This is a genomic window from Enterococcus sp. DIV0724b (genome assembly GCF_050531475.1).
In the GTDB taxonomy this organism is placed as follows: Bacteria; Bacillota; Bacilli; order Lactobacillales; family Enterococcaceae; genus Enterococcus_L; species Enterococcus_L haemoperoxidus.
Genome location: NZ_CP172890.1, coordinates 3,042,948 through 3,056,504, shown reverse-complemented (window position 1 = coordinate 3,056,504; position 13,557 = coordinate 3,042,948). Strand labels below are relative to the sequence as shown.

The window sequence follows — 13,557 nt, the reverse complement described above, 5'->3', positions numbered from 1 at the left end:
AATTTATGAAAAAAATAATCAAATCTACAATCATCTCCTTTACTTTTGCGTTAACGTTGGCACTCACCTATCCACTGAATGCTGCGGCTAAAGCAAATGGAGGAGAAGTTCAAACTAATGGTGTCATCAGCTTTTATGAAGAGAGTTCTTCAACTGAAATCTCCAGTACAACAGAATCTTCTTCTATATTAGAACCATCAACAAGTGAACCAAAAGTGGTGAAACCTGTTGGTCGTTATCCAAGTACAGGTGAGATGGTAAAGACAAGTCTTGTCTTTACAGGGATTGCTTTAGTAGTGATTGGTTTACTTCTGTTTTTCTGGAAACGTAAGAAAGAGCATGAAGGGCGGGATGAATGATGGAAAAAAAATCTAAACTAATTTCGTCACTTATTTTATCGCTCGCAGTATTATCTTCATTATCATGGGGACACACTCAGGTTTATGCTGAAACGGGATCAATCAATGGTTCTGGCACCATTAAATTTGAGGGAGAATATCCTCAAAATATTGTTGACCCTGAAAAACCGGGTGAAATTGTTGATCCTGGTGAATCTCCTAAATTAGAGGGAGATTTAAGAATCGATTTTGTGCCAAGATTCGATTTTTACCAGAATAAAATTTCTAATAAAGATGAAGTCTATTACGCGAATGCCCAAAATTTCTTTGGTGCAACGAAGCCTAGAGGGAATTTTGTTCAGGTTACTGACTTGAGACAAAAGCCGACAGGTTGGACTTTACAGCTTCGTCAAGAAATGCAATTCACCAACAATGATACAAAAAATAAAGAAATCAAAGGCGCAATGCTTTCACTAGATAAATCTTGGGTGAATTCTACCAAAAACCTTAGTGAGGCTCCACAGTTGTCAAAAGAAATTATTAACATAGACAATGTGGGCGCTTCATACAATTTAGCTCAAGCTAGTTCAGGACAGGGCAGTGGAACTTGGACAATTTCCTTTGGTGCATCAGAAGAAAATAATAGTAACCAAAAGAACACCTTAGAGCCAAGACTGGATAAGGAAGGGCAAGCAGTGCTTGATCCAATCTTTGATCAAAAACCTGTCTATCAAAATAGAGCAGTTTCATTATCGATACCGGGAACAGCTATAGTTGAGCCGGTACCGTACACTACGGTGTTAACTTGGATATTAGCCGAGTTGCCATAAATAACACACACACAAACACACACAATACTAGGAGGAAACACACATGAAAACAAAAACATTATGTTCAGTAGCTTTATTAGCAGTAGTAGGAGCAAGCTTATCTTTACCAGCAGCAGCAAACGCTGAAGCAAAATCACAAGCAGCAGAGGGTACAATGACTTTTACAGAAGATAACGATCCTAAAGATATAGTTGACCCGGAAGATCCAGAGAAACCAATCGTAGAACCAAAAGAACCAATCATCATTAACCCAGATCGCGGTTCATTCAGTATCGATGCTGTAACAAAATTGGATTTTGGTACTGATAAAGTTAAAGCTTTTGCAGAAAACCCTGAATATTATGCAGCAGCAATTCCAGCAAAAAATGCTGATGGCGATATCACTCGTGGAAACTTTGTTCAATTCACAGACGTACGTGGTACAGCAAACCATAAATATACAGTAAGTGCACAATTAACAAAACAATTTGAAGCGGGCGCAAATGCCGGTACTTTCTTGAAAGGTGCTACAATTGACTATTCAAATGCAGTAATCACTTCTAAAGATCCAGCGGCTCAATGGCCAGCGACTACAGTTGCAGGATTTCAATTAGCACCTGATGCAGCAGGAACAGGTACTGGAGATTCAGTTCCAGTATTAGAAAACAAAGATGCCTCAAAAGGTATCGGAACTTATACAATTGAATTTGGTCAATATGGTGACGGAACTGCTGATACAACAGCTGACTCTGTTAAATTAACTGTACCAAATACAAATATTTTATTAGCTGATACTTACACAGCTGAAATCACTTGGTCAATTGCTGAAGTATTATAATTTAAACTAAATAATAGGTTGGATTATAAATGATGCTTTAAGTAGTCATGTTTCAAATGAATGGCGAGACAGAAATTAAAAAGTATTTCTGTCTCTGCCTTTTTAAAGAGAGGGATATCGATGAATAAAAAGAATCTATTATTTTTATTAACAACAGTTATTATAGCAGTATTTCTGCCAGTCACAACCTATGCAGAAGACAGCAGTAGCGGCAACGCAACTGGCTTTACATATGAATCAATTAAACCGGACAATCAAAGAGATACAGGGGCAGGTTACTTTGATTTAAGGATGACGCCTGGTCAAAAACAAACGGTCAAAATCAAAATCAAAAATTTAGCTGCAGAAGAAATCGAAGTCTCTGTAAAACTCAATAGTACAAAAACAAATGCGAACGGAGTTGTAGAATACGGTCCAACGACAATAAAAAATGATAAGTCGCTAAAATATGATTTTGAAAAAATAGTTAAAGCACCTGAGACAGTTAAAGTACCAGCAAAAGGTGAACAGGATATTGACATAGAAATAAATATGCCAGAAGCCTCATTCGATGGAATGATTGCAGGTGGGATTCAACTTCAAAAAGTTGAAAAAGAACAGAAAAATGAACCGAAAAAAACAGGAGTTATCAACAAATATGCTTATGTTATTGGGATGATCCTTACAGAAACAGATAAAGAAATACTACCAAATTTAGAATTAAACAAAGTGTATGTTGATTTAAATAACTTTAGAAATACCTTTTTCGTCAACTTTTCTAATGTTGAAGCAGCTTATTTAGAAAACATGACAACACAAGTTCAGATCATGAAAGAGGATAGTGACGAAGTATTATATGAAACTAAACGTTCAGGTATGCGAATGGCACCCAATACATTGATCAATTTTCCAGTTAGTATGGAAGGAGATCGGATGGTAGCGGGAAATTACCGTGCGAAGATCCTTGTAACAGCTGGGGACAAAAAATGGAACTGGGATGAAAACTTTAAAATCACAGATGAGGAAGCAGATAAGTTCAATAATCAGGATGCTGGTTTAGAAGATGTTCAAACGTTCAACTGGAAATTAATCGCAGGGATTATCGGTGGGGTCGTTGTTTTAGCAGTAATTATTTTTCTAGTAATCAGAACGATCGTCAAAAAGAAACAAGCAAAAAAAAAGCTAGCAAGAAAAAAGAAGTCAAGAAAATAACTAAAACGGAGACAGTGAGGAGGTAAAGAAATGACAATATTAGATTGGTTTTTTATTATTTCTTTGTCTCTAGCCAGTATCGGTTTAGTATTCTCAGGTATTTCTTTTTATCTGATGACTCAAACGAAAAAGGCTTTGAAGAAAGTAAAAAGAACAAAAGTAAGTAAGAAAAAACGTAAACAAAAGAAATATAAAGTCAGAAAGTTGTTACAGAAAAGTAAAAAGCAGCGTAACTGGGGCACGGCCTTAATCATACTCTTTTTACTCTCTGGATTTACAGCAGGTTATTCTTTGTATTACCAAGCAATGCATTTAAGTCAGAAAGATTCTAAGGCGGTAGTTCAAGGGTACTACTTAATGGATAATCTAGAAAATGAACTGAAAACAGCAAAGGCGACAGAGAATGACGTGAAATCAGGGAAAAATATCAAGTTGCTAGCAGGACAGCTATCTAGTTATGGTATCTACAAAGCAACAATTAGAAACAGCGAGGCTGGACAAAAGAAATTGAACAAGTACTACAAATCAATGAAAGAGTTAGGGATTAATTTGTCCTCTCAACCAAACGATTTCTTTAAAAATGAGACTCTTTTGAATGAATTTGAAATGGATTTAGCCACAGTTAAGAAAAATCATGAAGAAGTTGTTCACTACTTTAATATTAATAAAAATGCGTTGGTAAATAAAAAATAGCCTGGTGATTTTATGAAAAAAACAACTCATAAAAAAGAGAATAGAGATGTTAAGAAGAAGTCAGGGCAAAAAAAATCAGTCAAAGTACCCCAAAGAATTTCTAAAAAAGCACAGAAGAACCAAAGGAACACTAGACCGAATAACCATAGGAAAAAGAAAGTAACGAAACGAAAAAAAAGATTTAAAAAATTAACTATTCTTTTTTTTGAAATAGTATTAACTCTGATTGTGACACTGAGCATTTTATATATTACTTCTCTTTTTACATTCACTTTTGCAAGGGTAGAAGGTTATTCGATGAGTGAGACGTTAGAAGATGGCGATGTTGTTATAGTCAATAAAATGGCCCAAATAAAGCGGTTTGATCTTGTTTATATCAAGGTGCCAAATTCAAAGGATAAATCTGTCCGTCGAATTATCGGGTGTCCAGGTGATAGTTTATACTATAAAAATGGACAGCTCTTTATTGATGAACAAGAAAAAGACGAAAGCTTTATTGCAGATTATAAAAGACAATTTGAACAAGATGGAATGATTTATACAGAAGATTTTACATTAAAAGCATTGACTGGTAATCCAACTATTCCTAAAGGAAAGTACCTTGTTTTAGGAGACAACCGTCCTTATGCCACCGACAGTCGCTATTACAAATTAGTGGATGAAAAAGAGCTTATCGGAAAAGTGGAAATGAGGGTTTTACCGTTGCATAAAATTCAGAAAGTTAAATAACTTATAAGGAAACAAGGACCTGAAATACGTCTTGTAGTATGCATCATCGAATCACTTCGTTCTTCGTAAGATATGAAAATCTGATTGGAGTTTAATAGGGTTGCTTTTTTTTACCATCGTTTATTTGGATTTTAAGGGGCTGGGATCTAACTCGAAGAGTTTTGTCCCAGCCTTATGTTTTTTAGTAAAAAAATAAAGTCAGTTAAAAAACGAGTTTTTTATAGTGATATCTGTTATAATTGAAACGTTGCAAGTTCCCGAAAGGATTTGTTTAGAGCTGTATAAAAGTATATGTAATGCTTTGATTGCTTGACAAAGATGCCTTGTAACCGAATACAACTAGGGGGAATACATTATGACAGAGAGACATTTATTTACATCAGAATCTGTTTCTGAAGGACATCCGGATAAGGTTGCTGACCAAGTGAGTGATGCAATACTAGATGCGATTTTAGAACAAGATCCTAAAGCCCGTGTGGCATGCGAAACAAGCGTTACAACTGGGTTAGTTTTAGTTTTTGGAGAGATTTCTACTACAGCTTATGTAGATATTCAAAAAGTCGTTCGTCAAACACTGAAAGATATTGGCTATACTCGAGCTAAATATGGTTTTGATGGAGACACTGTTGCAGTTCTGGTTGCAATTGATGAGCAATCGCCAGATATTGCACAAGGTGTAGATGATGCGCTAGAAACACGTGGTGACAAAGATACTAAAGATGATATTGGTGCTGGAGATCAAGGATTGATGTTTGGTTTTGCAGTAGATGAGACACCAGAACTAATGCCTTTACCGATTTCGTTAAGTCACAAACTTGTGCGCCGTTTAGCACAATTGCGTAAAGAAGAAAAACTTCCTTATTTACGCCCAGATGCAAAATCGCAAGTCACAGTGGAATACGATGAAAATGGTAAACCACAACGTGTAGATACCGTCGTAATCAGTACACAACATGATGAAGAAGCTACGCTGGAGCAGATTCAAGCAGACGTAAAAAAATTCGTTATTGAAGAAGTGATCCCAGCAGATTTATTAGATGAAGAAACAAAATACTTTATTAATCCGACAGGTCGCTTTGTTATTGGTGGACCACAAGGTGATGCTGGTTTGACCGGACGTAAAATAATTGTCGATACTTACGGAGGTTATGCTCGCCACGGTGGCGGTGCTTTTTCAGGTAAAGACGCGACAAAAGTCGATCGTTCTGCAAGCTATGCCGCTCGATACATTGCTAAAAATATCGTTGCAGCTGGTTTAGCTGGAAAAGTTGAAGTACAATTGGCTTATGCGATTGGTGTAGCACACCCCGTATCGATTTCAATCAATACTTTCGGGACAAGTAATGTACCAGAAAGCAAATTGATTAAAGCCGTTAGAGAAAACTTTGACCTGCGTCCAGCAGGAATAATTGAAATGCTTGATCTACGCCGTCCAATCTACAAACAAACGGCAGCATATGGTCATTTTGGTCGTACAGACATTGAACTACCTTGGGAGCAGACGGATAAAGTCGATGCAATCAAGAAAAGCTTGATGGAGTAAACGAGGCGGCGCTACTAATGAAAATTAGTGGCGCCGTTTTGCTGCAAATCACTGCGACTGCTGCGCAGTGCAGAGCAGATGATGAGCAGTACTAGGCGATCAAAGGGAGCGTAGTCACCTTACTAGTGAATCACCAAACGCTGTAATCCCGAATAACCAATAGCAGTCAGCAACAGAAGTGCTTGTAACCACCAAACGCCATAAACAAAAAAACAAATAGAAGTCAACTAGCCATAAAACCATGAAGTAAGTAGCAACAAATCTAAAAACGCTAATAATAATGTAAAGCCTCACAATCGTACTAACAAAACTCTGTAAATGAATTCATAAGTAACTTTATTAAACAAAAAATATCAAAAAGGATGGAGATACATGGAAAGAAAAACAAACGTCAAACTTGTAACAATCAGCGTTTTCGTTGCAACGTTTATGACAGCAATCGAAGGAACGATCGTTTCAACAGCGATGCCAACGATCGTAGGATCACTGCACGGCATGGAAATTATGAACTGGGTCTTTTCTATTTACTTATTAACCAATGCAATGTTAACACCGATTTACGGAAAGCTAGCAGATAAAATTGGGCGTAAACCGATATTCATGATTGGAATTATTATTTTTATTATCGGTTCGTCACTTTGCGGCTTAGCACAAAATATGATTACCTTGATTATTGCTCGAGCAATTCAAGGAATCGGGGCAGGGGCAATAATGCCAGTTGCTTTGACGATTTTGGCTGATATCTATTCAATTGACAAGCGTGCAAAAATGTTAGGTCTGAATAGTGCAGCTTGGGGAATTGCCAGTATTTTTGGTCCGCTTGCAGGTGGATTTATTGTAGATACAGTTGGTTGGCATTGGATTTTCTTCATTAATGTACCGATAGGACTTGTCTTGATGGGCTTGATTGCTTATTTTTTAGTGGAGCCGAAAAGAGAGAAATCTAAAGTACCAATGGATATTTTAGGTAGTGTTCAGCTGATGTTCGTTTTATTAACGCTATTATTAGGATTCCAATTAATTGGTGATGGCGGTTTTAGTTTAAAAGTATTCCTGTGTTTGGGGGCGTCTGTTTTATTCTTCATTGGATTTATCTTTGTGGAAAAAAGAGCCAAAGATCCTGTTATCGATTTGATGCTATTTAAAAATTCCACGTTTGTGATCGTTAATATCGTAGCAGCTTTGATCAGCGGTTTTTTGATGGGTGTGGAAGTATATATTCCAATGTGGATGCAAGGCGTTTTAGGTAAAAGCGCAGGAATTGGTGGCTTGGTATTAGCACCAATGTCGATTTTATGGATGGTAGGATCGTTTATTGCCAGTAATTTAATGGAGAAACATACAACCAAAAGAGTGCTGACTATTGGCTTGAGTATTACTTTGTTAGGTGGTATTTTCTTAGTGTTGGTTCCAGCGACCATTTCATTTGTCTGGTTCTTCGCAATTTCTTCTGTTTTAGGAGTTGGCTTTGGGATTACGATCACAACAACAACTGTGACTGCTCAAAGTAGTGTGGATCCGTCTGAGATGGGTGTTGCAACGTCATTTAACACATTGGCTAGAACCATCGGACAAACGTTGATGGTGTCGATTTTTGGGGTTATTATTAATGCAGTGACAACTTCAGAACTGGCGAAAAGTTCGTTAAAAGTCGATCCTGATGTGATGAATCAACTTGTTAATCCACATACGGCGAACACGATTTCAGCAGATTTATTAAAACCTTTGCGTGGTATGCTGTATGCAGGTCTTCATAATGTGTATGTAGTTGGAATTGGATTGATCATTGCTGCGATTATTTTAAATGTAAGTGTTAAAAAGAAAATAGCTAAGTAGAGGAGTTACTTTTTCTTTAGAAAAAAAGACCATATAATGCGTAATTTTGACATAAAAAGTTCATAGTTACTTTGTATGATTTAGCTATACCAAAAGCAAACAACTTTTAGCACAATTATTTTTCATTTTTAACTCCTCCTCTGCTCGTTCTTCTAAGAAGAACGAGTTTTTTTTTAGTCAAAAAATACTCAAATTAATGCTACAATAAAAGAAAACAAAAAATGAGGGATGTTGAATGGCTTTTCTACAAGCAAATATTTATTCAAACGTATTAGAAATGGAAGTATCAATGAATGTTATCTTGCCTCAAAAAACGGAGAAAAAAATCGGTTCAGCGACAAAAGGAAATTCTACTGATGTCCCTGTTATGTATCTACTTCATGGGATGGGTGGAAATCATAGTGTGTGGGAACGCCGGACATCAATAGAACGTTATGTTTCAGATTTAGGTTTGGCTGTGATCATGCCATCTACAGATCTTGGTTGGTACACGGATACAACTTATGAAATGAATTACTGGACGTTTATTTCGGAAGAACTGCCGGCTATCTGTCAGGAATTATTTCCCCAAATAACAACGAAAAGAGAAAAAACGTTTGCTGTAGGACTCTCAATGGGCGGATATGGTGCTCTAAAATTGGGACTAACTAAACCTGAAAACTTTGGTGCTATGGCTTCCTTATCAGGTGCTGTGAATCTTGCTGACAGAATAGAAGATTTGTTAGCGGTCAAAGGGAGAAAGTTTTGGGAAGGAATTTTTGGTCCGTTAGAAAAGGTTCAAGGATCGATTAATGATCCCATGTTTTTACTAGATCAGTTAGCTGCAAGTGGTAAAAAAGCACCGAATATTTTTCTTTGCTGCGGTGAAGAGGATCTACTTTTACATGGAAATAAAAAAATGGCGGAAGCTCTGACAGCTCATAATATCGAGTATACATTTGAAACAGGTCCTGGTAACCATGATTGGATTTTTTGGGATGCTTGGATTCAACGGGTGCTAGAGTGGCTACCTTTAGGGAAATAAATAAAAAATAGGCCGAGACAAAAGCGTTTAGCTCCGAGAAATAAGAGGGAATTCACGAAAATTGCTTTTCAAATTTTTGTGAATTTCAGCTTATTTCCGAAGGAGCTGCTTTTTTCTCGCCGTTTATTCGGATTTAGAGCGCGAAACAAAACTGTTTTTTAGTTTTGATGTGCGCTCTTTTTTGCGTACTTACTATTAGATGAATGTATCTAACCCATTCAAAAACACCCGCAATGTTTTCATAAAAAAATCTTTTTGCTTTTCTTTTTGCCGATATTGAATACTTTCGCTGATATTATTCAGCTCATGTTCTTGAACATATTGTTTCATCAAGATAATTTGCTTTTTCAAATAGTCGTCGCCAGCCATGACTTTATTATATAATTTCTTCTCCTCGGCAGAATCCATCAGCATGCCAAATAGTAAATGCTGTAAAGAGGTGATTGTCATATAACTTAATTCGATGGAAAATCCAGCTTTATTAAGAATACCTAGAATGGCATCGAGATTTCTTAAACGAGAGGGGTATGAAGGAATTGTTTGAATTTCGATTTCAATAGCGCATGGATATTGTTGATACAATTCATAGTAATTTTCCATATAAGCATATAGGGTTTCTTTCCAGTTTTTTTTCGGTTTTGGTGGTATAAAATGATTTTCTATCTCTTCGGCCATACTTTGAAGTAGCGCCTGTTTATTTTCTACATGCCAATAAATCGCAGGAGCTTGAATCCCAAGTTTTTGAGCGACTTTACGCATGGATAATTTTTCTAATTCAGGATTTTCACTTAATAATTGAAATGCTGCATGAACGATTTTTTCTTTTGATAATTTTTCTTCCAAATTTCTCATCCTTTTATCTAAAAATATAAGCTAACTTCTTGAATTTCATTTCTAAAAATGGTAAATTGTTATGCGGCCTAATTTTACAGTGTTAAGTTTGTGAAGTCAATGATGACAGCGCATCTAACATTACCACATAATAACATTAAATGATCGTTGAAAGTTGCACAACGAATCGGACAAGGCTAGTTTTACAAAGAAAGTTGGGATACAAGTGAGTATTATTATGGAACATGTAAAAAAGTACAAGCTGGAAGTTACCATAGCATTGATTACCGTTATTGTCATGGTCATGTCAGCGTTATGGCAGCCTAAACTATTACAAAAAGTGTTAGAAGCAATTATTAAAGATGATAAGAGTCAAATGAAAGAGCTTGGGTTATATTTAATTGGAATCGCAGGTCTAGGCTTGATTGCTGGTGTTTTCAATACGATTTATTCTGCAAAAGTTGCACAAGGTGTAAGTGCAGATATTCGTGAAGCAACATTTCGTAAGATCCAGACATTCTCATTTGGAAATATCGAAGAGTTTTCAGCGGGGAATTTAGTTGTTCGTTTAACAAATGATGTGACTCAAATTCAAAACGTGATCATGATCGCACTACAGTCATTATTTAGAATCCCGATTCTGTTTATCGGTAGTTTTATTCTAGCAATGATGACACTACCGCAATTATGGTGGGTGATTGTTTTACTAGTCATTGCAGTGTTCATTATCACAGCATTATCATTTTCTCAAATGGGCAAACATTTTATGATCATTCAAACATTGATCGATAAAGTAAATGGCTTAGCAAAAGAAAATCTTTTAGGGATTCGTGTAGTTAAATCTTTTGTACAAGAGAAAAATGAGTTAAATCGCTTCACCAAAGTCAGTGAAGAATTGACGAAACATAATTTAATCGTGGGTACGCTTTTTTCAGTAATGATTCCATCTTTTATGTTGGCAGCTAATCTAGCGGTCGTAGGATCGATTTTCCTAGTTAGTAACTTAGTCAAAGACGATCCAACCGTTATTGGCAGTATAGCGTCATTTATGAGTTACTTAATGCAAATCATGATGGCAATCATTATCGGTGGAATGATGATGATGATGACTTCTCGTGCAGCTGTTTCAATCAAACGGATCAAAGAAGTCATGGATACAGTACCAGCACTTACGTATAAAGATGTACCAGAACAAAATTTAGATGGCAGTGTAGTTTTTGAACATGTTAGTTTCCGTTATCCAGGAGATGATTCAGATACATTGAAAGATATTTCATTTTCTATAAAACCTGGTGAGATGGTCGGAATCGTAGGCGCTACTGGTGCAGGTAAATCAACCTTAGCTCAGTTGATTCCTAGATTATTTGATCCTTCTGAGGGGAAAGTAGAAGTCGGTGGTATCGATTTGAAAGAAGTCAATGAACACAGTTTACGTAAAGCTGTATCTTTCGTGTTACAAAAAGCGATTCTTTTCTCTGGCACGATTTCACAAAATCTGCGCCAAGGAAAAAGAGATGCCAGTGAATCTGATATGTCGCGGGCAACTGAGATTGCACAAGCAAAAGAATTCATCGAGAAGTTATCGTTACAATATGAAGCGCCAGTTGCTGAACGAAGTAATAACTTTTCGGGAGGACAAAAACAACGTTTATCTATTTCACGAGGTGTGATCGGAGATCCTAAGATCTTGATTTTAGACGACAGTACAAGTGCGTTAGATGCTCGTTCAGAACGGTTAGTTAGAGAAGCATTGGATAAAGATTTAAAAGAAACAACGACGATCGTGATTGCACAGAAGATTTCTTCAGTTGTTCACGCAGATCGTATTTTGGTTTTAGATAAAGGCCAATTAGTGGGTGAGGGAACGCATGAAGAATTAGCGAAAACAAACCCAATCTATCAAGAAATCTACGAAACACAAAAAGGAAAGGATGAAAATAATGACTGATTTAATAAGAGCTAGTAAATTCTTTTTTCATTATTTAAAGCGGTATAAACTTTCCTTCTTGTTTATCTTTGTGACAATTGTTATTGCAACCTATTTACAAGTTAAAGCACCTCAATTTGTTGGGGAAGCGATTCAAGAATTAGCCAATTATGTGGGTGCTTTGATGCAAGGAACAGATGATAAAAGCAAATTTATTGATATTATCTGGAAGTTATTGATTTTTTATGTGCTGACAAGTGCAGCAAATTTTATTTACAGCATACTATTTACTCAAGTTGTTGGAAAATCAACAAACCGGATGCGTATTGGATTATTCAATAAATTAGAAAAATTAACGATTCGTTTCTTTGACTCTCATCAAGATGGAGAAATTTTAAGTCGTTTTACTAGTGATTTGGATAATATTCAAAATAGTTTGAATCAAGCATTGCTTCAAGTTTTGACGAATGCTGCATTGTTTGTAGGAATTTTGATTGTGATGTTCCGTCAAAATGTTCAATTAGCCTGGGCGACGATTGCTTCTACACCTGTAGCGATCTTGATTGCTGTAGTTGTGATCAGCAAGGCACGAAAATATGTTGATATCCAACAAGATGAAGTCGGTAAATTAAACGGCTATATGGATGAAAAGATTAGTGGACAACGTGTGATCATCACAAATGGTTTACAAGAAGAAACAATCGATGGATTTTTAGAACATAATGAAACAGTGCGTAAGGCAACCTTTAAAGGTCAAGTATATTCTGGTCTACTATTCCCAATGATGCAGGGGATGTCCCTTGTAAATACCGCTATTGTGATTTTCTTTGGTGGTTGGTTAGCGCTAAATGGTGACTTGGAAAAAACAGTTGCTTTAGGTTTAGTAGTAACATTTGTTCAGTATTCACAACAATATTATCAACCGTTGATGCAAATTTCTTCTGGATACAGCATGATCCAGTTAGCAATCACAGGAGCTCGTCGTTTGAATGAAATGTTTGATGAGCCGGATGAAATTAATCCAAAAGATGGAAAAGAAATCGATGGCGTCAATGAATCAGTTTCCTTGAACCATGTTGATTTTGGTTATGATCCAGAAGTGCCGATCTTAAAAGATGTTACAATTAACGTTAAAAAAGGTGAAATGGTCGCTTTAGTTGGACCAACTGGCTCAGGTAAAACAACGATCATGAATTTATTGAATCGTTTTTATGATGTAAATAACGGTTCAGTTACCTTTGACGGAACAGATATTCGTGAGATCGATTTAAGTAGTTTACGCTCTCATGTGGGGATTGTATTGCAAGATTCAGTCTTATTTTCTGGAACGATTCGAGCAAATATTGCGTTTGGTAATCCGGATGCTTCAAATGAGGAAATCATAAATGCAGCTAGACAAGCGAATATCCATGAGTTTATCATGGAGTTAGAAAACGGCTATGATACAGAAATCACTGAAGAAAATAATGTTTTTAGTACAGGTCAAAAACAATTGATCAGTATTGCTAGAACCATCATTACGAATCCTTCATTATTGATTTTGGATGAGGCAACTAGTAACGTAGATACGGTGACAGAAGCCAAAATCCAAAAAGCAATGGATGAAGCAATCAAAGGCAGAACGAGCTTTGTGATTGCGCATCGCTTAAAAACAATTTTAAATGCAGATCGTATCGTCGTTCTAAGAAATGGTGAAGTGATCGAAGAAGGAAGCCATCATGAATTATTGAAACAAGAAGGTTTTTATTCGGAATTGTATCATAATCAATTTGTGTTTGAATAAAATAGTTAAGTAGTT

Annotated in this window: 12 protein-coding genes and 1 riboswitch; of the genes, 11 read left to right on the top strand and 1 reads right to left on the bottom strand. The window is 36.3% G+C overall.

Going from position 1 to position 13,557, the window contains the following annotated elements; translation table 11 throughout:
* The first annotated feature begins 5 nt into the window (after positions 1-5).
* From IGJ02_RS14165 to IGJ02_RS14125, 9 genes are all read left to right on the top strand, one after another.
* A complete protein-coding gene (locus IGJ02_RS14165; RefSeq protein WP_010762519.1) occupies positions 6-359 on the top strand; it encodes an LPXTG cell wall anchor domain-containing protein in 354 nt (117 codons plus the stop codon).
* The gene (locus IGJ02_RS14160) at positions 359-1,168 is read left to right on the top strand and encodes a WxL domain-containing protein (protein WP_430604120.1); all 810 of its coding nucleotides are present in this window, start codon (positions 359-361) and stop codon (positions 1,166-1,168) included. Before IGJ02_RS14165 ends, IGJ02_RS14160 begins: the two co-directional genes overlap by 1 nt.
* Positions 1,169-1,211: 43 nt before the next feature.
* On the top strand, positions 1,212-1,985 hold the full coding sequence (locus tag IGJ02_RS14155; protein WP_010762521.1) for a WxL domain-containing protein: 774 nt from the start codon (positions 1,212-1,214) through the stop codon (positions 1,983-1,985).
* 120 nt (positions 1,986-2,105) lie between these two features.
* Positions 2,106-3,176 carry a DUF916 and DUF3324 domain-containing protein gene (locus tag IGJ02_RS14150; protein WP_010762522.1) on the top strand — a complete coding sequence of 357 codons (1,071 nt, stop codon included), beginning with the start codon at positions 2,106-2,108 and terminating at the stop codon, positions 3,174-3,176.
* A 30-nt stretch (positions 3,177-3,206) separates the two neighbouring features.
* On the top strand, positions 3,207-3,869 hold the full coding sequence (locus tag IGJ02_RS14145) for a hypothetical protein (protein ID WP_010762523.1): 663 nt from the start codon (positions 3,207-3,209) through the stop codon (positions 3,867-3,869).
* A gap of 12 nt (positions 3,870-3,881) precedes the next feature.
* Entirely contained in the window at positions 3,882-4,598 is a 717-nt protein-coding gene (gene lepB / locus IGJ02_RS14140) for a signal peptidase I (protein ID WP_430602454.1), read from the top strand.
* Between the two features lie 242 nt (positions 4,599-4,840).
* Positions 4,841-4,956, top strand: a riboswitch (SMK box riboswitch).
* The gene (gene metK / locus IGJ02_RS14135) at positions 4,954-6,141 is read left to right on the top strand and encodes a methionine adenosyltransferase (protein WP_010762525.1); all 1,188 of its coding nucleotides are present in this window, start codon (positions 4,954-4,956) and stop codon (positions 6,139-6,141) included. (Overlaps the previous riboswitch by 3 nt.)
* 372 nt (positions 6,142-6,513) lie before the next feature.
* Positions 6,514-7,977, top strand: a complete 1,464-nt coding sequence (locus IGJ02_RS14130; RefSeq protein ID WP_010762526.1) for an MDR family MFS transporter — start codon at positions 6,514-6,516, stop codon at positions 7,975-7,977.
* 235 nt (positions 7,978-8,212) lie between these two features.
* A complete protein-coding gene (locus IGJ02_RS14125) occupies positions 8,213-9,001 on the top strand; it encodes an alpha/beta hydrolase (protein WP_430602453.1) in 789 nt (262 codons plus the stop codon).
* A 195-nt stretch (positions 9,002-9,196) separates the two neighbouring features.
* Here IGJ02_RS14125 and IGJ02_RS14120 read toward each other — a convergent pair whose 3' ends face one another.
* Positions 9,197-9,844: a TetR/AcrR family transcriptional regulator C-terminal domain-containing protein gene (locus IGJ02_RS14120; protein WP_430602452.1), complete on the bottom strand. Its 648-nt coding sequence runs from the start codon at positions 9,842-9,844 to the stop codon at positions 9,197-9,199.
* Between the two features lie 226 nt (positions 9,845-10,070).
* On the opposite strand from IGJ02_RS14120, the gene IGJ02_RS14115 reads away from it, so the two are divergent.
* The gene (locus tag IGJ02_RS14115) at positions 10,071-11,780 is read left to right on the top strand and encodes an ABC transporter ATP-binding protein (protein ID WP_430602451.1); all 1,710 of its coding nucleotides are present in this window, start codon (positions 10,071-10,073) and stop codon (positions 11,778-11,780) included.
* On the top strand, positions 11,773-13,542 hold the full coding sequence (locus IGJ02_RS14110) for an ABC transporter ATP-binding protein (protein ID WP_430602450.1): 1,770 nt from the start codon (positions 11,773-11,775) through the stop codon (positions 13,540-13,542). The genes IGJ02_RS14115 and IGJ02_RS14110 overlap by 8 nt, the downstream gene beginning before the upstream one ends.
* The last annotated feature ends 15 nt before the right edge of the window (positions 13,543-13,557 follow it).

Excerpts from the sequence above, each read along its gene's own strand:
- IGJ02_RS14165 (WP_010762519.1), top strand. The coding sequence starts at position 6 with ATGAAAAAAATAATCAAATCTACAATCATCTCCTTTACTTTTGCGTTA.
- IGJ02_RS14125 (WP_430602453.1), top strand. The coding sequence starts at position 8,213 with ATGGCTTTTCTACAAGCAAATATTTATTCAAACGTATTAGAAATGGAA.
- metK (WP_010762525.1), top strand. The coding sequence starts at position 4,954 with ATGACAGAGAGACATTTATTTACATCAGAATCTGTTTCTGAAGGACAT.
- IGJ02_RS14115 (WP_430602451.1), top strand. The coding sequence starts at position 10,071 with ATGGAACATGTAAAAAAGTACAAGCTGGAAGTTACCATAGCATTGATT.
- IGJ02_RS14155 (WP_010762521.1), top strand. The coding sequence starts at position 1,212 with ATGAAAACAAAAACATTATGTTCAGTAGCTTTATTAGCAGTAGTAGGA.
- IGJ02_RS14145 (WP_010762523.1), top strand. The coding sequence starts at position 3,207 with ATGACAATATTAGATTGGTTTTTTATTATTTCTTTGTCTCTAGCCAGT.
- IGJ02_RS14110 (WP_430602450.1), top strand. The coding sequence starts at position 11,773 with ATGACTGATTTAATAAGAGCTAGTAAATTCTTTTTTCATTATTTAAAG.
- IGJ02_RS14130 (WP_010762526.1), top strand. The coding sequence starts at position 6,514 with ATGGAAAGAAAAACAAACGTCAAACTTGTAACAATCAGCGTTTTCGTT.
- IGJ02_RS14160 (WP_430604120.1), top strand. The coding sequence starts at position 359 with ATGGAAAAAAAATCTAAACTAATTTCGTCACTTATTTTATCGCTCGCA.
- lepB (WP_430602454.1), top strand. The coding sequence starts at position 3,882 with ATGAAAAAAACAACTCATAAAAAAGAGAATAGAGATGTTAAGAAGAAG.
- IGJ02_RS14150 (WP_010762522.1), top strand. The coding sequence starts at position 2,106 with ATGAATAAAAAGAATCTATTATTTTTATTAACAACAGTTATTATAGCA.